Here is a 21,278-nt window from a genome sequence, read left to right on the forward strand (position 1 = left end):
CGTCCCTCCACCCGGGCGGCACGGTCCGGGCGGCACGACCTCCCTCCCCAGCCGCCTCCTCCTCCCGCTCTCCACCGCACGAGCACCTCCCCGCACCGCCCCTCCCCTGCAGCGTCCACACTCGCTGTCACCGCATCCCCGAAGCCGAGGCCCCCATGTCGTTCACCAGCTCCCCGCTCACCCGCCGCACCGCTCTCGCCGGTCTGCTCACCGCCGCCGCCGTCCCGCTCCTCGCGGGCTGCGTGCAGGGCGAGGGCGGAGGAGGAGCGGCGGCCGCGACCGCCGACGCCGCCTCCGGAGGAACTCAGGGCGGCACGCTCACGCTCGACTTCGCGACGTACAACCCGCTGAGCCTGGTCATCAAGGAGAAGGGCTGGCTCGAGGCCGCCCTCGCCGAGCAGCAGGTCACCGTCGCCTGGGTGCAGTCGGCCGGCTCCAACAAGGCCAACGAGGCCCTGCGCGCCGGAGCGATCGACGTCGGCTCCACCGCCGGCTCGGCCGCACTGCTCGCCCGCTCGAACGGCTCGCCGATCAGGACGATCGACATCTTCTCGCAGCCGGAGTGGTCGGCCCTCGTCGTCCCCGCCGGCTCGGCGATCACGTCGGTCGAGCAGCTCAAGGGCAAGCAGATCGCGGCCACCAAGGGCACCGACCCGTACTTCTTCCTGGTGCAGGCGCTCGAGGCCGCCGGCCTGGGCATCGGCGACGTGACGGTGCAGAACCTGCAGCACGCCGACGGCTGGGCGGCGCTGCAGAACGGCTCCGTCGACGCCTGGGCGGGCCTGGACCCGATCATGGCCGGCGCCGAGGCGGCCGGGGCGACCCTGCTCTACCGCAACGTCGACTTCAACTCCTACGGCCTGCTCAACGCGACCGAGAGCTTCCTCGCCGAGAAGCCGGACCTCGCGCAGACCGTCGTGAACGCGTACGAGCACGCCCGCGCCTGGGCGCTCGAGAACCAGGACGAGACGGCGAGCATCCTCGCCTCCGTCGCCGGCCTCGACGTGGCGGTGGCGACGACGGTCATCACCGAGCGCAGCAACCTCGACGTCGACAACGTCCCCGGCTCCGCGCAGACCGACGTGCTCGCCGTGATCGGCCCGATCTTCGTCGAGAACGGCGACGTCGCCTCGCAGCAGCAGGTCGACGACGCGCTCGACTCGCTGCTCGACGACACCTACGCCTCGGCGGCCGACCCGAGCGCCATCGGCGCCTGAGGGTCCGGCCCTCCGCCCCCGACCCCGTGATCCGAGGAGACCGACGATGACGATCCGCGACGACGACACCGCGACCGACGCCGATGTGCTGCGCCGGAGCGCGCTGTCCGCGCCGATGCCGGGTGAGCCCGGACTCGTGACGGCGGGCCCGTCGGTCGCGGCCTCCCAGCGCCGCCTCCGCGAGGACCGCTCCCACCCGCTCACCACGCGACGGTGGTTCGTGGTCGCGGGAGGCGCGATCCTGCCCGTGCTGCTGCTCGCCGCCTGGCAGATCGCGACGACGACCGGGATGGTCTCGGTGGCGGTCTTCCCCTCGCCCGCGATGGTCTGGGCGGCCGGCGTCGACCTCGCCCAGCGCGGCGACCTCGGCCAGGACGTCGCCATCTCGACGCAACGCGTGCTCATCGGGTTCGCGCTCGGCTCGGCGCTCGGGCTCGTGGTCGGCGCGCTCTTCGGGCTCTCCCGCGTCTGGGAGGTCGTCCTCGGGCCGACCCTCGGCGCGATCCGGGCGGTCCCGTCGCTGGCCTGGGTCCCGCTGCTGCTGCTCTGGATGGGCATCGGCGAGGAGTCGAAGATCACGCTGATCACGATCGGCGCGTTCTTCCCCGTCTTCACCACGGTGGCCACGGCGCTCGGCCACGTCGACCGGCACCTCGTCGAGGCGGGCCGCGCCTTCGGCCTCTCGGGCGTCCGGCTCTTCACGACGGTGCAGCTGCCCGCGGTGATCCCCTCCGTGATCTCCGGGCTGCGCCTCGCGCTCGCCCAGTCGTGGCTGTTCCTGGTCGCCTCCGAGCTCATCGCCTCCTCGATGGGCCTCGGCTTCCGCCTCATCGACAGCCAGAACAACGGCCGGATCGACCGGGTGTTCCTGGCGATCGTCCTGCTGGCCGTGCTGGGCAAGCTCACCGATGCCGTCGTCGGCGTGTTCCAGCGCTACGCCGTGAGGAAGTGGGCGTGAGCGCCGGGGAGGGAGCTCCGAGCGTGAGCGGGACGATCGCCAACCTGCTCGACGAGCACCGCCGGTTCCCCCCGCCCGCGGCCTTCGCCGCGCAGGCGAACGCGGGCGCGGAGGAGTACTCGCGAGCCGCCGCCGATCCGGTCGCGTTCTGGGAGGAGGCGGCCCGCCGCCTCGAGTGGGCGGAGCCGTGGCACACCGCCCACAGCTGGGAGCCTGCCGCTCCGCTGCCCGACGGCTCGCTCTCGGTGCCGCGCACGACCTGGTTCGAGGGTGGACGGCTGAACGTGGCCGTCAACTGCGTCGACCGCCACGTGGACGCGGGACGAGGCGGGAAGACCGCCCTCCACTTCGAGGGCGAGCGCGGCGACCGGCGGTCGATCACCTACGCCGAGCTCCAGCGCGAGGTCTCCCGCGCCGCGAACGCGCTGACCGCGCTCGGGATCGGGAAGGGCGACCGCGTCGTCGTCTATCTCCCGGTGATCCCCGAGACCATCGTCATCACGCTCGCGATCGCGCGGATCGGCGCGATCCACTCGCTCGTCTTCGGCGGCTTCTCCGCCGAGGCGGTGCGGTTCCGCGTGGAGGACACCGGCGCGAAGCTCCTGGTCACCACGGACGGGCAGTTCCGGCGCGGAGCGGCGGTGCCGGTCAAGGCGAGCGCCGACCGGGCGGTCGAGGGCGTTGCGTCGATCGAGCACGTCCTCGTCGTCCGCCGCACCGGTGAGACCGACGTCCCGTGGACCCCGGGCCGCGACGTCTGGTGGCACGAGCTGGTCGACGCGCAGAGCGACGTCCACGAGGCCGAGGCCTTCGACTCCGAGACGCCGCTGTTCATCATCTACACCTCCGGCACGACCGGGAAGCCCAAGGGGCTGGTGCACACCAGCGGCGGCTACCTCACGCAGGCCTCCTGGACGCACTGGGCCGTGTTCGACGCGAAGCCGGACGACGTGCACTGGTGCACCGCCGACCTCGCCTGGGTCACCGCGCACACCTACGAGATCTACGGACCGCTCTCGAACGGGCTCACCCAGGTCATCTACGAGGGCACCCCGAGCACCCCGCACACCGCCCGGCACTTCGAGATCATCGAGCGGTACGGGGTGACCGTCTACTACACGGCGCCGACGCTGATCCGGACGCTGATGACCTGGTTCCCCGAGGGCGTGCCCGCCCGGTACGACCTGTCGAGCCTGCGCCTGCTCGGCACCGTCGGCGAGTCCATCAACCCCGAGGCCTGGGTCTGGTTCCACGAGGCGATCGGCGGCGGACGCTGCCCGATCGTCGACACCTGGTGGCAGTCCGAGACCGGCGCCGCGGTGATGTGCCCGCTGCCGGGCGTCTCGACCCTCAAGCCGGGCTCGTCGCTCGGAGCCCTGCCCGGGCTCGGCGTCCTCGTGGTGGACGAGCACGGCGAGCGGGTGCCGAACGGCTCCGGCGGCTACCTCGTGGTCGACCGGACCGGGCCGGCGCTCGCCCGGACCGTGTGGGGCGACCCGGAGCGGTACCGCGACTCCTACTGGGCCCGCTACGCGTCCCAGGGGTGGTTCTTCTCCGGGGACGGCGCGAAGTACGACGCCGACGGCGACGTCTGGGTGCTCGGCCGCGTCGACGACGTCATCAACGTCTCCGGGCACCGCCTGTCCACGATCGAGATCGAGTCGGCACTCGTCGCCCATCCGGCCGTCGGCGAGGCCGGAGTCGTCGGAGTCGCCGACGCGACGACCGGCCAGGCCATCGCGGCGTTCGTCATCCCCTCCGACGACGCCGTCGACCGCAGCGAGGAGGACCCGGCCTACTGGACAGCTCTCGGCACGACGCTCTCGGCGCTCCTGCGCGACCACGTGGCGGTCGCGATCGGGCCGATCGCCAAGCCGCGCGACGTGGTGGTGGTGCCGGATCTGCCCAAGACCCGCTCCGGCAAGATCATGCGGCGGCTGCTCGGCGACATCCGCGACGGCCGCCCGCTCGGAGACGTGACGAGCCTCCAGGACGACACCGTCCCGGCGCGCATCGCCCGCATCGTCGCCGAGCGCGGGTAGGCGCCGCGCCAGTCGGACGCGGCGGGCGGACCCTGTTTCGGGGAGGCGTCGGGAGCCTGCGCGTCCGCGGCGAGGAGGGGCCGCCGGGGAGCATCCGGAGTAGCGTGAAGCCGTGCGCGACGTCCAACAGCAGATCATCTCCGAGCTCCACGTCTCCCCCGCCGTCGATCCGGCCGTCGAGGTCGAACGGCGCAGCGGATTCCTCGCCGACTACCTCCGCAGCACCGGCGCGAAGGGCCTCGTCCTCGGCATCAGCGGCGGCCAGGACTCGAGCCTCGCCGGGCGCCTCTGCCAGCTCGCGGTCGAGCAGGTCCGCGCGAGCGGCGGCGACGCCTCCTTCATCGCGGTCCGCCTGCCGTACAAGGTGCAGGCCGACGAGGAGGACGCCCAGCTCGCCCTCACGTTCATCCGCCCGGACCGCCAGGTCGTCTTCGACATCCACCAGGGCGTCGACGGCGTGGCCGCAGCATTCGGCGATGCGGTCGACGAGCCGATCAGCGACTTCGTGAAGGGCAACGTGAAGGCGCGGATGCGGATGATCGCGCAGTACGCGATCGCCGGCCAGGCCGGGATGCTCGTCGTCGGGACCGACCACGCGGCCGAGGCGGTCACCGGCTTCTTCACGAAGTACGGCGACGGCGGCGCCGACGTCCTCCCGCTCACCGGCCTCACCAAGCGGCAGGGGCGCTCGCTCCTCGAGCACCTGGACGCACCGGCCCGGCTCTACGAGAAGGCGCCGACGGCGGACCTGCTCGACGACAACCCCGGCCAGACCGACGAGACGAACCTCGGGCTCACCTACGCCGACCTCGACACGTACCTCGAGGGCGGCGAGGTCGACCGGGCCGTCGCCGAGGCCATCGAGGCGCGGTACGCCGCGACCGAGCACAAGCGCCAGGTGCCGCTGTCGATGTTCGACGACTGGTGGCGCTGAGCCGCTGACCGCTTCCAGCGGCCGGCAGCTCAGGACCGCACGGGGCCCCGCTGAGGCGGGGCTCCCGTGCGTCCGGCGCGGAACCGATGCGAGGAGTGGACCCGCCGCGAGGTCAGGAGTCGGCGCGGGCGTTGTAGACGAGCACCTCGCCGGAGTCGACGGAGGCGCGGTAGGCGCGGAACACGTCGAGGGCCTCGTCGCGGAGCACGCCGTCGACGACCTCGATCCCGCGGGCCTCGAACTGGGCGGCCCAGTCCTCGCGCATCGGCCCCTCGTCGAAGGTGCTGATCTCCTCGAGCTCGGGGCCGGAGCCCGCGACGACCAGGCGGCGCACCCCCGACCACATCGTCGCTCCGTAGCACTGCACGCACGGGCGCCAGTTGACGACCAGGTCGTGCGCGGGGAGGCCCTCGCCGCCGAGGTCCCAGGTGCCGAGCGCGGTCTGCGCGAGACCGAGCGCCGTCACCTCGGCGTGGCCGGACGAGACCCCGCTGCCGAGGACGACGTTCACTCCGACCGAGACGAGACGACCGGAGTCGCGCTCGACGACGATCGCCGCGAACGGGCCGCCGTTCCCCTCGCGGAAGTTGCGGTCGGCGAGCGCGTGCACGAGGGCCATCCGGTCCTCGAGGCTCGGGAGGACCTCGGGGACGTCGCGGAGGGCGTCGCCGATCCAGGCGGGCAGGGCGATCTCGTAGCGGGTGGCGAGGCGGTCGATGTCCATGGGTCCTCCGGGAGACGGGGCGGGGCGGGGCGGCGGGCGGAGACGGATGCGCGGCAGGCACGGCACGGGTGACGCGCGGGCGGCGGCCGTCGCCCCTCAGCCTCGCAGTGCCGAGCGCCGGAGACGGAATCGGCCCGGCGCGTCGACGCGGAGGTCAGGCGAGGAGGGCCTCGCCGAGCGCCGCGGCCTGCGCCGCCCAGAAGCGCTTCGCCACACCGGTCCGGCGGAACAGGGCGTCGAAGCCGTGGAAGGCGCCCTCCACGATCTCGAGCCCGCACGGCACTCCGGCCGCGCGCAGGCGCTCGGCGTAGCGGACGTCCTCGTCGTGGAAGAGGTCGAGGCCGCCGACGCCGATCCAGGCCGGCGGGAGGCCCGTGAGGTCGTCGCGGCGGGCGGGGGCGGCGTAGGCCGTGACGCCGGGGCCGCCGGGCTCGCCGGCGAGGTAGGCGGTCCAGCCGAAGCGGTTGCTGCCCGGGGTCCAGACGCGGACTCCGCGCGGAGGAGGACCGGGCCGGGTGACGGTGCGGTCGTCGAGCATCGGGTAGACGAGCAGCTGGAACGCGGGCTGCGCTCCTCCGCGGTCGTGGGCGAGGAGGGTCGCACCCGCGGCGATGCCGCCGCCCGCGCTCGCGCCTCCGACGGCGATGCGCGCCGGGTCGACGCCGCGCTCCCGGGCGTGCGCGACGAGCCAGTCGAACGCGGCCAGCACGTCCTCGACGGCAGCCGGGGCCGGATGCGCGGGCGCGAGGCGGTAGTCGACGGAGACGACCGTGATGCCCAGGGTGCGGGCGAAGTCGATGCAGGACGCCTCGTCCTGGAGGTGGCTGCCGAGCACCATGCCGCCGCCGTGCACCCGGAGGAGCGCGGGAGCGGTACCGCGGAGGATGCGCGGCCTGTAGCTGCGGGCCCGGACGGGAGCGGCTCCGGCGACGGGGATCTCGACGTCGTCGACCACGATGTCGGGCGGGGCCTCGCCTCCCTCGGCGGCGCGTCGCGTGGCGAGGCGCAGCAGTCGCGGGCCGAGGACGATCGGCGGGAGGAAGCGGCCGAGCGCGAGGTCGGGGTGGAAGAGGGGCGCCGTCGCGGCGGTGCGGGCTGACGCGGTCATGCGCGGGAGGCTACTCCTCGCGGCCGTGCCGGCGCCCCTCCGCGGGATTACGGACGCACGAGGGTCTTGATCGCGCGGCGCTCGTCCATGGCGGCGTACGCCTCGGCGATCTCCTCGAGGGGCAGCTCGAGGTCGAAGACCAGACCGGGCTCGATCGCGCCGCTGAGCACGTCCGGCAGCAGCTCGGCCATGTAGCCGCGGACCGGCGCGACTCCGCCGTTGACGCCCACGTTCGAGCCGAACATCTGGCGGACGGGCAGCTCGGGGCCTCCGTTGGGGACGCCGACGTAGCCGACCATGCCGCCGGGGCGGGCGGAGTCGAGGGCCTGCTGCATCGACTCCTTGGTGCCGACGCACTCGAGCACGCAGTCGGCGCCGATCCCGCCGGTCAGCTCGCGGACGCGCGCGACGCCCTCGTCGCCGCGGGTCTCGACTATGTGGGTCGCCCCGAAGCGGCGGGCGAGGTTCTGCCGCGACTCGTGCCGCGACATCGCGATGATCGTGGTCGCGCCGAGGCGCTTGGCCGCCAGGACGGCGCAGAGGCCGACCGCGCCGTCGCCGACGACCGCGACGGTCGAGCCAGCGGTGACGCCGGCCGAGACCGCGGCGTGGTGGCCGGTCCCCATCACGTCGGCGAGGGTGAGCAGGCTGGGGATGAGCGCCGGGTCCGGGTCGATGCCCACGCGGAAGAGCGTGCCGTCGGCGAGGGGCACGCGCACCTTCTCGCCCTGGGCGCCGTCCGCGAAGCCCTCCTCGCGGACCTCGGCGCCCCACCAGCCGCCGGTGAGGCACGAGGTGGAGACGCCGTTGGCGCAGTTCGCGCAGGTGCCGTCGCAGACGTAGAACGGGGCGATCACGAAGTCGCCGACCGCGACGTCGTGCACGTCGTCGCCGATCTCCTCGACGACGCCGACGAACTCGTGGCCGATGCGGTGCGCCTCCTTGGTGGGAGTGACGCCGCGGTAGGGCCAGAGGTCTGAGCCGCAGACGCAGGCCGCGGTGACGCGGACGATCGCGTCGCGCCCCGTCGAGAGCTGCGGGTCGGGGACCTCCTCGAGTCGGATGTCGCGCTCGCCGTGGATGAGTGTTGCTCGCATGGGTGCTCCTGGTCGGGAGGGGGGTGGGGTCGGCGTCCACGGTACGCCCGCGACCGGCCGCGGGTGCCGGAGAGGCGGGGGCTTGCACGAACGCGCGCCGACGCGGCACGGGTGGAGAGCCGGGGTACGGCCGGGGGCGGTCCGGCGCGGGGCGGGAGGCGTCCTGCCGGATCGGAGCAGCCTCGCAGCAGCCCTGCGCCGCGTCACGGCTGCGCCTCCGCCCAGCCGTCGCGCCCGATCACGACGTGCGCGAGGAACCGCAGGCCGCACGCCTCTGCCCCGTCGGCGATCGCCCGCGTCGCCGCACGGTCGGAGGGGAGCACCACGGCCTCGCCCGCGTGGCTGTGCGCCAGGCCGATGCCCGCCGCGCCGCGCGCCAGCACCTCGGCGAGCACGGCGGCGACGGGGATCTCGGCGTGCGCCGGGGCTCCGTCGGCCAGCGTCAGGACGTCGCGGACGGCTCCGGACTCGGCGAGCGCCACCGCCAGCACGGTCTCGACCGGCCGGGCGGCCAGCAGCGGAGCGACGAGCCCGGCCAGGCCGGCGGCGTCGGTCACCCGGGCGGCGCGCGAGGCGCGGTTCATCCTCCGCCGCAGCTCGAAGGAGGCGACCAGGCGGCAGGCGGCGACCTCGCCGACTCCGCGGTGCCGCATCAGATCGCCCACCCCGGCCCGGGCGACGGCGTCGATGCCGCCGAAGCGCGCGAGGAGGCGCTGCGCGACGACGGTCGCGTTGGCGCCGCGGACGCCGGCCCCGATGAGCACGGCGAGGGTCTCGGCGTCGGTGAGCGCCTCCGGTCCGTAGGCGCGGAGGCGCTCCCTCGGCCTCTCCTCGGGAGGGAGGTCGGCCATCCGGGGGCCGGGCGTTTCGAAGGACATGCCGCCGACGCTACGGAGCCCGCCGGACGGGCGCGCCGCGGATCCCGCCACTGTGGACGAGTACCGCCCGCGAGCGCCCTGTGGAGGGACCTCCCGTCACCGCCGGCGCGCTCCTTCCCGTCCCCCTAGACGTCGGCGTCGACCGCGACCACCGCGACCTCTGCGGACTCGCGACAGGGGTCGAGCACCCCGGTCAGTCCGACGCGGGCATCCCCGCCGTCACCGACAGGCTCTCGCCGTCCGGCGCCACGTCCACCAGCACCACGTCCCCGTCGCGCACCGTGCCGCCGAGCAGCGCCGTCGCCAGCTGGTCGTCGATCGCCCGCTGCATCAGCCGGCGCAGCGGCCGCGCGCCGTACTGCGGGTCGTAGCCGCGCTCGGCCAGCCACCCGCGGGCCGCGGGCGTCACCGCCAGGTCGAGCCGTCGCTCCGAGAGCCTCCTCGACAGCCGGTCGACGTACAGCGACACGATCTCGCCGAGCTCGGTGCGGTCGAGCGCTTCGAAGATCACGATGTCGTCGAGCCGGTTCACGAACTCGGGCTTGAAGGCCTGGCGCACCATCTGCTGGACCGCCTCCTCCTTCTGCGGCCGTGACAGCGCCGGGTCCACGAGGAACTGCGACCCCAGGTTGGAGGTGAGGATGAGGATCGTGTTGCGGAAGTCGACCGTCCGCCCCTGGCCGTCGGTGAGCCGGCCGTCGTCGAGCACCTGGAGCAGGACGTCGAACACCTCGGGGTGCGCCTTCTCGATCTCGTCGAGGAGCACCACCGAGTACGGGCGGCGGCGGACCGCCTCCGTGAGCTGGCCGCCCTGCTCGTAGCCGATGTAGCCGGGAGGGGCGCCGACCAGCCGCGAGACGGCGAACTTCTCGCCGTACTCCGACATGTCGATGCGGACCATCGCCTTCTCGTCGTCGAAGAGGTGGTCGGCGAGCGCCTTCGCCAGCTCGGTCTTGCCGACGCCGGTCGGCCCGAGGAAGAGGAAGGAGCCGGTCGGCCGGTCGGGGTCGGAGATGCCCGCGCGGGTGCGGCGCACCGCGTCCGCGACGGCCGACACCGCCTCGTCCTGGCCGATCAGTCGGCGGTGCAGCTCGGTCTCGAGGTGCAGCAGCTTCTCGGTCTCGCCCTGCAGGAGACGCCCGACGGGGATCCCCGTCCAGGCGGCGATCACCGCGGCGATGTCGTCGGCCGTCACCTGCTCGTTGACCATGCGGCCCTCGGCCGGCTCCTCCTCCGCCTCGGCGGCCGCGAGCTCGCGCTCGATCACCGGGATGTCGCCGTAGAGCAGCTTCGACGCGCGCTCGAGCTTCCCCTCGCGCTGCGCGCGTTCGGCGGCGATCCGCAGGGCGTCGAGCCGGTTCTTGAGCTCGCCGACGCGGTTGAGGGAGGCGCGCTCGCGCTCCCAGCGCTCCTGCAGCTCCTCGAGCTGGGCACCGCGGCGGGCCAGGTCCTCGCGCAGCTTCTCCAGCCGCGCCTTCGAGGCCTCGTCCTTCTCCTTCTTCAGCGCCAGCTCCTCGAGCCTCAGCCGGTCGACGGAGCGGCGCAGCTCGTCGATCTCGACGGGAGCGGAGTCGATCTCCATGCGCAGCCGCGACGCGGCCTCGTCGATCAGGTCGATCGCCTTGTCCGGCAGCTGGCGGGAGGTGATGTAGCGGTTCGAGAGCGACGCGGCGGCGACCAGGGCGGAGTCGGCGATCGCCACCTTGTGGTGCGCCTCGTAGCGCTCCTTCAGCCCGCGGAGGATCGCCACGGTGTCCTCGACGGTCGGCTCGCCGACGAAGACCTGCTGGAAGCGGCGCTCGAGAGCGGCGTCCTTCTCGATGTACTGGCGGTACTCGTCGAGCGTCGTCGCGCCGATCATCCGCAGCTCGCCGCGCGCCAGCATGGGCTTGAGCATGTTCGCGGCCGCCACCGATCCCTCGCCGCCGCCCGCGCCCATCAGCGTGTGCAGCTCGTCGATGAAGGTGATGATCCGGCCGTCGGACTCCTCGATCTCCTGGAGCACGGCCTTCAGCCGCTCCTCGAACTCGCCGCGGTACTTCGCTCCGGCGATCAGGGCCGAGAGGTCGAGGCTGACGAGCTGCTTGCCCTTGAGGCTCTCGGCGACGTCGCCAGCGACGATCCGCTGGGCGAGCCCCTCGACGACGGCGGTCTTGCCGACGCCGGGCTCGCCGATGAGGACGGGATTGTTCTTGGTGCGGCGCGTGAGCACCTGGCTGACGCGCCGGATCTCGGCGTCCCTCCCGATCACCGGGTCGAGCTTGCCGCTCGCCGCGATGGCGGTCAGGTTGACGCCGTACTGCTCGAGTGCGGACTTCTCGTCCTGCTGGGGCATCCGACCGGCCTGCATGATGGTGGTCTCCTCCGTGGCTCGAAAGTTGAGTTCGACGGACTCAACTTTACTCCCGCGACGGCTCCGGCGGTCAGGCCGTCAGAAGATCGCTGTCGCGGCCCTGGAGCGCCTCGAGCGCGTCCCGGAGGATCGAGCGCAGCCGGAGCTCGTCGATCCCGGTCAGCGCCGAGATCTCGGCCTGCGAGAAGCCGCCGGCCGCAGCCAGCAGCAGGAGCTCGCGGTCCGGGCAGTCGAGGGCGAGCAGGCCGCTGCCGAGCGGACGCCGGGCGAGCTCGTGCGCGGACCCGAGGGTCTCGCAGAGGACCTCGAGCACCCAGAGCACCGGCTCCGGCGAGCGGGCGCCCTCGCGGGCGCGGCGCCAGACGGCGGTGAAGACGTCGGTGCAGAGCCGGTCGCGGCCGGCCGGGTCGGCCTGGACCGTGCCGACGCACGCCGAGACGAGGCCGCCGAAGCGGTCGACGAGCTCTCCCAGAGCGGAGGCGTCCCCCGTGGCGGAGCGGGTCAGCAGACGGGCGGCGTCCTGCGTCAGCGGCGGACGCACCCGTCCTCCGGTCACGTCCTCGCCTCCAGCACTCACAGGCCTCAGCGTGTCACCGACTCCGGGACGGCGGGACCAGTTGCGCGGAAGGGGGGTGACAGGTATGGAGCGGATCCGCTATCCGACATCAGAGGCGCGGCCAGCGCGCGCGGGCGAAGCAGAAGAGCCCGTAGGCGATGAGCCCGACGGCGACGAAGCCGAGGAGGAGCACGCCCGCCGGCAGCTCCACGAGCGACTTCAGCGCCTCGTCGAGCCCGCCCGCCTGCTCCGGATCATGGGTGACGGCGGCGACGATCAGCAGCACGCCGAGAGCGCCGAGGACCACGCCCTTGGCGACGTAGCCGGCGACGCCGAGCACGGTGACGACGGTGCCCGCCGCGCCGCCCGGCTCCGCGACGTTCTCGAGGAACTTCCTGCTCGCTCCGCGGTACACGAAGACGCCGCCGACCGCGAGGACGGCCAGTCCCGCGATCACGAGCAGCACGACTCCGCCCGGCGCCGAGAGCACCTGCGCGCTCGCGCTCTCGGACGACTCGGACGAGCTCGACCCGCCGCCCGTCGCGAACTTCAGCGCCGTCACGCCGAGGGCGCCGTAGACGACGGCCTTGCCCGCCTCCTTGAGCCGGCTGCCCCAGGTCTTCAGGGCGCTCTCGCGCGGGCGGACGAGGAACGCCTCGAGCAGCCCCCACAGCGCCAGGCCGAAGAGGCCGACCGTGCAGATCCACAGGATCACCAGACCGCCGGGCTGCGCCGCGAGGGCGCCGAGAGCACCGCTCTGGTCGGCCTCGCCTCCGCCGCCGCGGGCCACGCCGAGCGCGATCACTCCGATCAGGAGGTGGACGAGGCCGTTCGCCGCGAAGCCGCCGCGGGCGAGGGTCCGCACCGCCCGCGAGTCCTGGATGTCGTCGGCGGTGCGCTGGGCGTCGGCGGTGCTCGGAGTGTTCACAGGGTGGACGCTACGCGTTTCCACACCCCCGCGCCCGGCGCTCCGCCGTTCGGAGCTGCTCCCGGAGCCGGTTCTCCACACCTTTCCACAGGGTTGTCCACAGCTGTGGAATCGCTAGAGGGACGAGCGGATCACACGTCGACGGCGCGGACGAGCCCGTCCTGCACGCCGCCCAGCCAGTCGTAGACGCTGCGGATCGCGGCCGCGCTCCCCTCCTCCGGGACGACGTCGTCGGTGTCGTCGATCCCCAGCCGCACGGCCAGAGCGAGCCGCATGTCGGTCAGTGCGCGGAGCCAGGCGATCGCCTGCGGCTCCTCGAGACGGACCGCGACCTCGCCCAGCCCCTCGAAGATCCGGCCGTGACTCGTGCCGTCGCCGGCGTCGAGGGCCGCCGTGACGGCGCGGGCGTCGTCCATCTTGCGGGCGGCGAGGTCCGGAGCGGTGAAGCGGCGGAACTCGTCGGCCGCCTCGGCGTCGTCGCGGTAGGCGTCGGGCAGGAGGCGGGCGAGCGCCGGATCGGAGCGGGCCTCCTCCGAGGACGCCCCGCGATCGAGCAGCTCGAGCATCTCGCCGGCCAGATGGCGGAGGATCCCGGCCTCCTCGCGGTCGAAACGGGCGACGGCCGCTCCGGAGGAGTCGCGGCGGAACGCGCGCATCAGCCGAGTCCTCGGATGCCGCGAGCGGGGTGCTCTCCGGTCTCCGCGGCCGCGGGGCGTAGCGGGGCGCTCACGCGTCGGCCTTCTGCAGCGTCGCCCACAGGCCGTAGCCGTGCATCGCCTCCACGTGCCGCTCCATCTCCTCGCGGTTGCCGGTCGCGACGACCGCGCGCCCCTCGGTGTGCACCTGCAGCATCAGCCGCTCCGCCTCGGCCCGGCCGAAGCCGAAGTAGCTGCGGAAGACGTACGAGACGTACGACATCAGGTTGACCGGATCGTCCCAGACCAGCACGATCCACGGGACCTCGGCCGCCGAGCGGGTCGCCAGGCGCTCGTCCGCGCGCTCGATCGTGTCCGCCATCCCTCCAGCGTAGGCCGCAGCGCGGACGGACGCCCGGGCGCGCGGGCCGGAGCGTGCTGCCCGCAGCCCGCGAGTGCCCAGGAGTCGTCGCACTCGGCGCGGGGGCACGAGGACGGGGACCGCGAGAAGCCAGGAGTCGTCGCTGATTCGGCTGCAGCAGCGGCGCCCACTACGCCGACAGGCGCGGCAGGACCTCCCGGGCGAAGAAGTCGAGGTGGTCGAGGTCCTGCAGGTCCATGAACTGCAGGTAGACGCGCTCGCAGCCAGCCTCGCGGAGGGACTCGAGGCGGTCGACCGCCTCGTCGACGCCGCCGGCCACTCCGTGCTCGCGCAGCTCGGCGGGCTCGCGGCCGATCGCCGCGGCACGGCGCGTGAACTCCGCCTCGTCGCCTCCGCCGACCGCGATCAGCGCGACCGAGTGCACGAGCGACGAGGGCTCGCGCCCGATCGCCCGGCACGCCTCGTCGACGCGCTCGAAGGCCCCCGGGATCGCGTCGAACTCGGGGAAGGGCAGGTTGAACTCGCTCGCGAACCGCGCCGCGAGCGCCGGGGTCCGCTTGGGGCCGCCGCCGCCGACGATCACCGGCAGCGGCAGGCGCGCGGGCTTGGGCAGGGCCGGGGAGTCGGTCAGCGTGTAGTGCTCGCCGGCGAAGGAGTAGCGCTCGCCGACCGGCGTCGACCACAGGCCGGTCACGATCTCGAGCTGCTCCTCGAGGAGGTCGAAGCGGCGCGGAGGGAAGGGGATGCCGTACGCGGCGTGCTCCTCCTCGAACCAGCCGGTGCCGAGGCCGAGCTCGGCACGGCCCCCGGACATCGCGTCGACCTGGGCGACCTGGATCGCGAGGATCCCCGGCGGCCGGTAGGTGACGGAGGAGACGAGGGTGCCGAGCGCGATCCGCTCGGTCTCGCGGGCGAGGCCGGCGAGCGTCGTCCACGCGTCGGACGGGCCCACGCCGGGGTCGCCGTCTCCCATCCGGAGGTAGTGGTCGGAGCGGAAGAAGCCGTCGTAGCCGAGGCTCTCGGCGGCCTGCGCGACGGCGAGGAGGTCCTCGTAGCTCGCGCCCTGCTGGGGTTCGGTGAACACTCTGAACTGCACGGGTCCAGCCTCCCGCACCGGGGCCGGATCATGCCAGCCCGGCTCCCCCGGCCGGGGCCGCCGACGGGCCCCCGTGTACCGTGGACGGTTGCCGCCGACGAGAGGACCCCATGTCCGAGCACCCGTCCTCCCCGGACACCGCCCCCGCCACCGCGGGCACGACCGCCCCTCCGCACCGCCTCGCGCGGTGGGTCTTCTGGCCCGCCGCCGTCCTCACGCTGTCGATCGCGGCCTTCGCGATCCTCGCGCCCGACGCCGCGACCTCCGTGTTCTCGACACTGCAGACCACGGTCGTCAACACGTTCAGCTGGTACTACGTGCTGATCGCCGCGGTCTTCGTGGCCTTCGCGATCTGGATGGGCGTCAGCCGCTTCGGCGACATCAAGCTCGGCGCCGACGACGACGAGCCCGAGTTCTCGATGCTCGCCTGGATCTCGCTCCTCTTCGCCGCCGGCATGGGCATCGGCCTCGTCTTCTACGGCGTCGCGGAGCCGCTCACCCACTTCGCCACTCCGCGCCCGGGCGTCACCGGCACCGAGACGCAGCTCGCGCAGAGCGCGATCTCGCAGACCTACCTGCACTGGGGCGTCCACGCCTGGTCCATCTACGTGGTGGTCGGCCTCGCCCTCGCCTACGCGATCCACCGCCGCAAGCGGCCGGTGTCGATCCGCTGGGCGCTGGAGCCGCTGCTGGGCCGCCGGGTCCGCGGCGGCTGGGGCAACGCGATCGACGTGGTCGCCCTGGTCGGCACCATGTTCGGAGTCGCGACCTCGCTCGGCCTGGGCGTCACCCAGATCTCGGCGGGCCTGGAGGCGAGCGGCATCGTGGAGTCGTCGCTCACCGTGCAGATCGTGGTCATCGCCGTGGTCACGGGCCTGACCGTCTTCTCGCTGATCTCGGGCGTGGGCAAGGGCATGAAGTGGCTCTCGACCGGCAACCTGCTGCTCGCCGCCGCGCTCCTCGTCTTCGTGCTCGTCGCCGGCCCGACCCAGTTCCTCCTCCGCGAGTTCGTGCAGTCGCTCGGCAACTACCTGCAGAACTTCATCGGCCTGACCTTCACGGTCAGCGCCTACGCCGGCCGCGAGGGCGAGCAGTGGCAGGCCTCGTGGACCACGTTCTACTGGGGCTGGTGGATGTCGTGGGCGCCGTTCGTCGGCATCTTCATCGCCCGCGTCTCGAAGGGCCGGACGGTCCGCGAGTTCGTCGGCGGCGTGCTGCTCGTGCCGACGATCATGACCTTCCTCTGGTTCAGCGTCCTCGGCGGCACGGCCATCTACCGGGAGCTCTACGGCGACGGCGGCCTCGTCGGCGCCGACGGCTCGGTCGACACCAACCTGGCGCTCTTCTCGATGCTGCAGGGACTGCCCGCGGGCTCGGTGCTGACGATCGGCGCGATCCTCCTGATCGGCGTCTTCTTCGTGACCTCCGCCGACTCCGGAGCGCTGGTCATGGCGATGATCGCGACCGGAGGCCAGGCGGAGCCGCGCAACCCGATCCGCGTGTTCTTCGCCGTCGCGACCGCTCTGCTCGCCCTGTCGCTCCTGATCGCCGGGGGCCTCGATGCCCTGCAGACCGCCGCGATCCTCTCGGCCCTGCCGTTCAGCGTCGTGATGATCCTGATGTGCATCGCGACGGTGATCGCCTTCCGCCGCGAGATCCGCGCGTACGACAAGGCCCGCCGCAAGGCGTTCGTCGGCGACATCGGCACGTTCTACGGCCTCGAGGTCGAGGATCCGGCGGAGCGCGAGCCCGCCCACCCGATCAAGCGCCTCGCGAGCCGCCTGAAGCCGGGGTCGAAGGAGTAGTCGGCTCGGAGGAGCAGCCAGGTCGGAGGAGGCCGGGCGCCGCTGGGGCGCCCGGCCGGCCGATCAGCTGGGCGACGGGATGAAGGGGTGCTCCGGCGGGTCCTGGTCGTCGCCGAGGCGGGCGTCGGCGCCCTGGTCGAGCGCCTCGTCGATCGACTCGGGGTCGTCGATCTCGGCCGGGTCCTCCGGCGGGACCGGCAGGGAGTCGCCGTCGGGGCGGGTGGTGTCGGTGACGTCCTCGGGGGCGTCGAAGCCGAAGCTGCTCATGGTTCCCTCTCCGCGGTGCGCCCGGGAGGCGGCGCCGCTGCGGGCAGCCTAGGTCGCGCCCCCGGAGGCGGTCACGGACTTGACGGGGCACCCGAGGGGCCCCGCGGGATCGGCCTGCTCCGGAGGAGCCTCCGTCCCGGCAGCCGTCAGTGCACGTACTCGAGCAGGTCGGCTCCGAGGGTGCGCATGCCCTCCAGCACCGCGAGGCGGTAGTGCAGGGTCGTGTCGTCGAACTGCGTGGCGACCGCGTAGGCGACCCCGGCACGCGGGCCGCGGAGGACGCCCGCCTCGGCGCGGACGCCGACGTCGGTGCCGGTCGCGTTGACGAGCAGGACCCCGTGGTCGGGGTGGCGGTGCGCGAGCGGGTCGAGCCCGAACGAGGCGGCGACCATCGAGAGGTCGGTGCCGAGCGAGAGCCAGCCGATCACCCGCGAGCTCACGGCTGCGTCGACGATCTCGCCGTTCGCGAGGGTGGCGAGCAGCCAGGTCAGCTCGCGGGCGGAGCCGATCGAGAGCTGCGGCGCGTCGTCGGGACCGCGCTCATCGCGCACGACGTCGAGCAGGGCGGTGCGGGAGAGGCCGAGCGCCTCGGCCCGCTCGCGCACGGCGTCGAGACCGACGCGGCGCAGCAGGACGTTGGTCGCGAGGTTGTCGCTCGAGGCACCGACGAGGGCGGCGAGGTCGGCGATCGGCATCGACGGCACCTGGAGGTGCTGCCAGAGCCCGGAGCCCGAGACCGCGTCCGCCGCGGTCCGGTCGACCAGGCGCAGGTTCTCCTGCGGCTCGTTCGCCAGCCGGGCGGCGACCTCGATCAGCAGCACGACGGTGCCGAGGGAGGCGGTGGGCATCGAGACGGAGTCGTCGACCGCGAACAGGGTGCGGCCGGTCGCCAGGTCGACGGCGCGCGCCGAGACGACGACCCCGTCGATCGCGAGACGGCCGAGGGCGTCGAAGCCGCGCTGGAAGTTCTCGCGGTCGCCGCCGCCCTTGTGGCGCCCCCGGCGGTTGCGTCGGCTCTCACGGCGGGTCTCGCTGGTGGGGATCACCACGGGTACGGCCCCTCTACGGGTCGGGAGTGCGGTCGTGCGGAGGGGGGACCTGGGTCCTCACGCGCCGGCAGGACGCGCGATCGGCGGACGACCCCGCTGCATCGGTCGGCTCTCGATGCCCGGGGCTCCTCGTCCGTGGTGCGGAGGTGGTCGGCGGCGACTACCAGATGGTGACGCGCTCGCTCGGGGAGAGCCAGAGGGCGTCGCCTTCGGAGACGTCAAAAGTAGCGTAGAACTCGTCGATGTTCCGGACGATCTGGTTGCAGCGGAACTCGGCCGGAGCGTGCGGATCGATGGCGAGGAGGCGGATCGTCTCCTCGTCGCGCGACTTCTGCTGCCAGGCCTGCGCCCAGGAGAGGAAGAAGCGCTCGGCGCCGGTCAGGCCGTCCACGACGGGCGGCTCCTCGCCGTCCAGCGAGAGCAGGTACGCCTTCCAGGCGATGCCGAGACCGCCGAGATCGCCGATGTTCTCGCCGATGGTCAAGGCGCCGTTCACGTGGTGCCCGGGCGTGGTCGCGGGAGCGAGCGCGTCGTACTGCGCGATGAGCGCCTTCGTCCGCTCCTCGAACGCGGCCCGGTCCTCCTCGGTCCACCAGTCGGTGAGGCGGCCGTCGCCGTCGAAGCGCGAGCCCTGGTCGTCGAAGCCGTGGCCGATCTCGTGACCGATGACGGCGCCGATCGCTCCGTAGTTCGCGGCGGGGTCGCGGGCCTCGTCGAAGAAGGGGAACTGCAGGATCGCGGCCGGGAAGACGATCTCGTTGAAGCCCGGGTTGTAGTACGCGTTGATCGTCTGCGGGGTCATGAACCACTCGTCGCGGTCGAGCGGGCGGCCGATCTTGCCGAGCTCGCGGGCGAACTCGAACTCGGCCACGCGGCGGGCGTTGCCGAGCAGGTCGGCCGGGTCGATCGAGAGGGCGGAGTAGTCGCGCCAGCGCACCGGGTAGCCGATCTTGGGCGTGAACTTCGCGAGCTTCTCGAGCGCGCGCTCGCGGGTGGCGGGGCTCATCCACTCCAGGTCGACGATGGAGCGGCGGTACGCCTCGATGAGGTTCGCGACCAGCACGTCCATCGCGGCCTTCGCCGTCTCGGGGAAGTGGCGGGCGACGTAGGTGCGGCCGACCGCCTCGCCGAGCGACCCCTCGACGAGCGAGACGGCGCGCTTCCAGCGCTCCCGCTTCTGCGGGGTGCCGGTGAGGGTGCGGCCGTAGAAGTCGAAGTTGGCGTCGACGAAGCCGCTGGACAGGTAGGCCGCGGCTCCGCGGATCACCTGCCAGGACAGCCAGTCGCGCCAGGCCGGGAGCCGGTCCTCGGTGAGCAGGCCCGCGAGACCCTGGAGGAAGCTCGGCTGGCGGACGACCACCTCGGCGAGCGCCCCCTCCGGAGCGCCCATCGCGGTGAGCCAGACGCCGAGGTCGACGCCCGCGGCGAGCTCCTCGACCTCGGACCAGGAGCGGAGGTTGTAGGTCGCCTGGCTGTCGCGGCTGCGGACCTTGTCCCAGTGCGCGGCGGCCAGGTCGGTCTCGAGGGCGACGATGCGCTCGGCGCGGGCCTCGGCGGCGTCGATGCCGGCCAGGGCCAGCATCCGCGCGACGAACGGCGTGTAGGCCTCGCGGACGGAGGCGAACTCCTCCTCGCGGTAGTAGCTCTCGTCCGGCAGGCCGAGGCCGCCCTGGTTGACGAAGACGAGGTAGCGCTCGGGGCTGCCCGGGTCGTTGTCGACGAAGAGGCCGAAGAGCCCGGGGACGCCGGTGCGCTCGAAGGCGCCGACCGCGCGGAGCAGGCCGGGGATCGAGTCGACCCGCTGCACGGCGGCGAGATCGTCGGCGATCGGGGCGGCGCCGAGCTCCTCGGCCCGCTCCTCGTCCATGAAGGAGGCGTAGAGGTCGCCGAACAGGCGCTCCTCGGTGCCGTGCTGCGCGGTCTGCGCCTCGACGATGATGTCGCGCACGGCCTTCTCCGCCTCCTCCTGGAGGACGTGGAAGGAGCCGTAGCGCGCCTTGTCGGCGGGGATCTCGGTGCGGTCGATCCAGAGCCCGTTGACGTGCCGGTAGAGGTCGTCCTGCGGGCTCGTCGCGGGGTCGAGTTCGGAGCGGTCGATACCGGAGCGAGGCGTCGTCGAGGTCATGGCGGACAGCCTACGTCGGGGCGCCGACACGGTGGCGCGAGGTGCGGCGGGTCGGGCGCGGAGCCGCGGAGGGCGGGCGCGGAGCCGCGGAAGGGAGTGACCGGCGCGGCGCCGCGGGAGGCCGGGCGCGCCACCGTCCGGCTCGCGGGAGCGGGGTGCTCCTGCGAGCCGGACGGGAGCCGGAGGGGGACGCCGGAGCGTCAGCGCCCGAGCTGCTCCTCGACGTACGCGCGGATCGGCGTGGTCGGCCGGCCGATCAGGCGGGCGAGCGAGCCGTCGGTCCCGCCGAGGAGGCCGTCGGAGATGTTCGCGTCGAGGCCGACGACGAAGCCGACTCCGCCCTCGGGGACGCCGGCGCCGGTGAGGACGCGGGCGTGCTCGTCGGAGGAGACGTGGCTGATCGCGGCGTCGCGTCCGGCGACCTCGGCGACGATCGCGGCCAGCTCGTCGAAGCTCCAGGCGGTGTCGCCGGAGAGCTCGTGCACGGTGCCGACCAGGGACGGGTCGGTCAGGGCGACCGCTGCGGCCTCGGCGTAGTCGGTGCGCGCGGCGCTGGCGACGCGGCCCTCGCCGGCGCTCGAGAGGGTGCTGCCGGTGGAGGCGAGCTCGGCGACGGTCTGCTCGTAGTTCTCGTTGTACCAGCCGTTGCGGAGGACGACGGCGGGGACGCCGCTGGCGGCGATCGCCTCCTCCGTGGCCTTGTGCTCGGGGGCGAGGATGAGCGCGCTCGTGGTCGCCTTCGGGGCACTCGTGTAGACCAGGCGCGCGCCGGCGCGGACGGCGGCGTCGATCGCGGCGGTGTGCTGCGCGACGCGCCTGCCGACCTCGGAGCCCGAGACGAGGAGGACGGCCTCGGCGCCGGAGAAGGCGGCGTCGAGCGAGGCGGAGTCGTCGAAGTCCGCGACGGCGGTGCGGACGCCGAGGTCGGCGGCGAGCGCCTCGAGCTTCGCGGCGTCGCGGCCGGTGGCGACGATGTCGGAGGCGGCGGTGCCGCGGGCGAGCAGGTGCTCGACGGCGAGACGGCCGAGGTGGCCGGTGGCTCCGGTGACGACGAGGGTCATGAGGGGTCCTTCCGTAGGGGCGGCGCGCGTGCCGCCGTGGGGTGTAACGGGAATGCCTCGGAT

19 protein-coding genes are annotated in these 21,278 nt (G+C 73.4%); 5 read left to right on the plus strand and 14 right to left on the minus strand.

Annotation, left to right across the window (positions count from 1 at the left end):
• Positions 1-155 precede the first annotated feature (155 nt).
• The 4 genes from C5C10_RS13465 (at position 156) to nadE (ending at position 5,151) form a co-directional block, all read left to right on the plus strand.
• Positions 156-1,217 (plus strand): aliphatic sulfonate ABC transporter substrate-binding protein, encoded by a 1,062-nt coding sequence (locus C5C10_RS13465; RefSeq protein ID WP_104250694.1) that lies wholly within the window; start codon positions 156-158, stop codon positions 1,215-1,217.
• A gap of 46 nt (positions 1,218-1,263) precedes the next feature.
• Positions 1,264-2,175, plus strand: coding sequence for an ABC transporter permease (locus C5C10_RS13470; RefSeq protein WP_244229541.1), 912 nt, complete (start codon positions 1,264-1,266; stop codon positions 2,173-2,175).
• 23 nt (positions 2,176-2,198) lie between these two features.
• The gene (gene acs / locus C5C10_RS13475) at positions 2,199-4,217 is read left to right on the plus strand and encodes an acetate--CoA ligase (RefSeq protein WP_104329492.1); all 2,019 of its coding nucleotides are present in this window, start codon (positions 2,199-2,201) and stop codon (positions 4,215-4,217) included.
• A gap of 112 nt (positions 4,218-4,329) precedes the next feature.
• On the plus strand, positions 4,330-5,151 hold the full coding sequence (nadE, locus tag C5C10_RS13480) for an ammonia-dependent NAD(+) synthetase (protein ID WP_104222821.1): 822 nt from the start codon (positions 4,330-4,332) through the stop codon (positions 5,149-5,151).
• Positions 5,152-5,263: 112 nt separating this feature from the next.
• Here the strand turns inward: nadE and C5C10_RS13485 are convergent, their stop codons facing one another.
• The 10 genes from C5C10_RS13485 to C5C10_RS13530 form a co-directional block, all read right to left on the minus strand.
• Positions 5,264-5,875: a nucleoside deaminase gene (locus C5C10_RS13485; protein ID WP_181027247.1), complete on the minus strand. Its 612-nt coding sequence runs from the start codon at positions 5,873-5,875 to the stop codon at positions 5,264-5,266.
• A gap of 154 nt (positions 5,876-6,029) precedes the next feature.
• A complete protein-coding gene (locus C5C10_RS13490) occupies positions 6,030-6,983 on the minus strand; it encodes an alpha/beta hydrolase fold domain-containing protein (RefSeq protein ID WP_104329485.1) in 954 nt (317 codons plus the stop codon).
• Positions 6,984-7,030: 47 nt separating this feature from the next.
• Positions 7,031-8,080: a zinc-dependent alcohol dehydrogenase family protein gene (locus C5C10_RS13495; protein ID WP_104222823.1), complete on the minus strand. Its 1,050-nt coding sequence runs from the start codon at positions 8,078-8,080 to the stop codon at positions 7,031-7,033.
• Between the two features lie 203 nt (positions 8,081-8,283).
• Positions 8,284-8,958, minus strand: coding sequence for a RadC family protein (locus tag C5C10_RS13500; RefSeq protein ID WP_104225738.1), 675 nt, complete (start codon positions 8,956-8,958; stop codon positions 8,284-8,286).
• Positions 8,959-9,151: 193 nt separating this feature from the next.
• Positions 9,152-11,293, minus strand: a complete 2,142-nt coding sequence (locus C5C10_RS13505; protein ID WP_374953352.1) for an ATP-dependent Clp protease ATP-binding subunit — start codon at positions 11,291-11,293, stop codon at positions 9,152-9,154.
• An 88-nt stretch (positions 11,294-11,381) separates the two neighbouring features.
• Positions 11,382-11,867: an RNA polymerase sigma factor gene (locus C5C10_RS13510; protein ID WP_146082168.1), complete on the minus strand. Its 486-nt coding sequence runs from the start codon at positions 11,865-11,867 to the stop codon at positions 11,382-11,384.
• A 109-nt stretch (positions 11,868-11,976) separates the two neighbouring features.
• Complete coding sequence (locus C5C10_RS13515) at positions 11,977-12,795, minus strand: DUF1206 domain-containing protein (protein WP_104329488.1); 819 nt, start codon at positions 12,793-12,795, stop codon at positions 11,977-11,979.
• Positions 12,796-12,926: 131 nt separating this feature from the next.
• Positions 12,927-13,451 (minus strand): DUF2017 domain-containing protein, encoded by a 525-nt coding sequence (locus C5C10_RS13520; RefSeq protein WP_104225742.1) that lies wholly within the window; start codon positions 13,449-13,451, stop codon positions 12,927-12,929.
• A gap of 70 nt (positions 13,452-13,521) precedes the next feature.
• Positions 13,522-13,812 (minus strand): ATP-dependent Clp protease adapter ClpS, encoded by a 291-nt coding sequence (clpS, locus tag C5C10_RS13525; protein ID WP_104222829.1) that lies wholly within the window; start codon positions 13,810-13,812, stop codon positions 13,522-13,524.
• A gap of 169 nt (positions 13,813-13,981) precedes the next feature.
• Positions 13,982-14,908, minus strand: a complete 927-nt coding sequence (locus C5C10_RS13530; RefSeq protein WP_104234367.1) for an LLM class F420-dependent oxidoreductase — start codon at positions 14,906-14,908, stop codon at positions 13,982-13,984.
• 110 nt (positions 14,909-15,018) lie between these two features.
• Here C5C10_RS13530 and C5C10_RS13535 point away from each other — a divergent pair, with 110 nt between their 5' ends.
• Complete coding sequence (locus C5C10_RS13535; RefSeq protein WP_104329489.1) at positions 15,019-16,713, plus strand: BCCT family transporter; 1,695 nt, start codon at positions 15,019-15,021, stop codon at positions 16,711-16,713.
• Positions 16,714-16,776: 63 nt separating this feature from the next.
• On the opposite strand, the gene C5C10_RS13540 is transcribed toward C5C10_RS13535, so the two are convergent.
• The 4 genes from C5C10_RS13540 to C5C10_RS13555 all read right to left on the minus strand — a co-directional run bounded on the left by C5C10_RS13540 (position 16,777) and on the right by C5C10_RS13555 (position 21,215).
• Positions 16,777-16,980, minus strand: a complete 204-nt coding sequence (locus tag C5C10_RS13540) for a hypothetical protein (RefSeq protein ID WP_104222832.1) — start codon at positions 16,978-16,980, stop codon at positions 16,777-16,779.
• A gap of 146 nt (positions 16,981-17,126) precedes the next feature.
• Positions 17,127-18,029 (minus strand): serine hydrolase, encoded by a 903-nt coding sequence (locus tag C5C10_RS13545; protein ID WP_104222833.1) that lies wholly within the window; start codon positions 18,027-18,029, stop codon positions 17,127-17,129.
• Between the two features lie 160 nt (positions 18,030-18,189).
• Entirely contained in the window at positions 18,190-20,154 is a 1,965-nt protein-coding gene (locus tag C5C10_RS13550) for a M13 family metallopeptidase (RefSeq protein ID WP_104329490.1), read from the minus strand.
• A gap of 200 nt (positions 20,155-20,354) precedes the next feature.
• Positions 20,355-21,215 carry an NmrA family NAD(P)-binding protein gene (locus C5C10_RS13555; RefSeq protein WP_104329491.1) on the minus strand — a complete coding sequence of 287 codons (861 nt, stop codon included), beginning with the start codon at positions 21,213-21,215 and terminating at the stop codon, positions 20,355-20,357.
• Between the last annotated feature and the right edge of the window lie 63 nt (positions 21,216-21,278).

The sequence above is a fragment of the Rathayibacter sp. AY1A3 genome, assembly GCF_002930975.1.
In the GTDB taxonomy this organism is placed as follows: Bacteria; Actinomycetota; Actinomycetes; order Actinomycetales; family Microbacteriaceae; genus Rathayibacter.

Excerpts from the sequence above, each read along its gene's own strand:
- C5C10_RS13465 (WP_104250694.1), top strand. The coding sequence starts at position 156 with ATGTCGTTCACCAGCTCCCCGCTCACCCGCCGCACCGCTCTCGCCGGT.
- C5C10_RS13470 (WP_244229541.1), top strand. The coding sequence starts at position 1,264 with ATGACGATCCGCGACGACGACACCGCGACCGACGCCGATGTGCTGCGC.
- C5C10_RS13485 (WP_181027247.1), bottom strand. The coding sequence starts at position 5,875 with ATGGACATCGACCGCCTCGCCACCCGCTACGAGATCGCCCTGCCCGCC.
- C5C10_RS13490 (WP_104329485.1), bottom strand. The coding sequence starts at position 6,983 with ATGACCGCGTCAGCCCGCACCGCCGCGACGGCGCCCCTCTTCCACCCC.
- C5C10_RS13495 (WP_104222823.1), bottom strand. The coding sequence starts at position 8,080 with ATGCGAGCAACACTCATCCACGGCGAGCGCGACATCCGACTCGAGGAG.
- C5C10_RS13500 (WP_104225738.1), bottom strand. The coding sequence starts at position 8,958 with ATGTCCTTCGAAACGCCCGGCCCCCGGATGGCCGACCTCCCTCCCGAG.
- C5C10_RS13505 (WP_374953352.1), bottom strand. The coding sequence starts at position 11,293 with ATGCCCCAGCAGGACGAGAAGTCCGCACTCGAGCAGTACGGCGTCAAC.
- C5C10_RS13520 (WP_104225742.1), bottom strand. The coding sequence starts at position 13,451 with ATGCGCGCGTTCCGCCGCGACTCCTCCGGAGCGGCCGTCGCCCGTTTC.
- clpS (WP_104222829.1), bottom strand. The coding sequence starts at position 13,812 with ATGGCGGACACGATCGAGCGCGCGGACGAGCGCCTGGCGACCCGCTCG.
- C5C10_RS13535 (WP_104329489.1), top strand. The coding sequence starts at position 15,019 with ATGTCCGAGCACCCGTCCTCCCCGGACACCGCCCCCGCCACCGCGGGC.
- C5C10_RS13540 (WP_104222832.1), bottom strand. The coding sequence starts at position 16,980 with ATGAGCAGCTTCGGCTTCGACGCCCCCGAGGACGTCACCGACACCACC.
- C5C10_RS13550 (WP_104329490.1), bottom strand. The coding sequence starts at position 20,154 with ATGACCTCGACGACGCCTCGCTCCGGTATCGACCGCTCCGAACTCGAC.
- C5C10_RS13555 (WP_104329491.1), bottom strand. The coding sequence starts at position 21,215 with ATGACCCTCGTCGTCACCGGAGCCACCGGCCACCTCGGCCGTCTCGCC.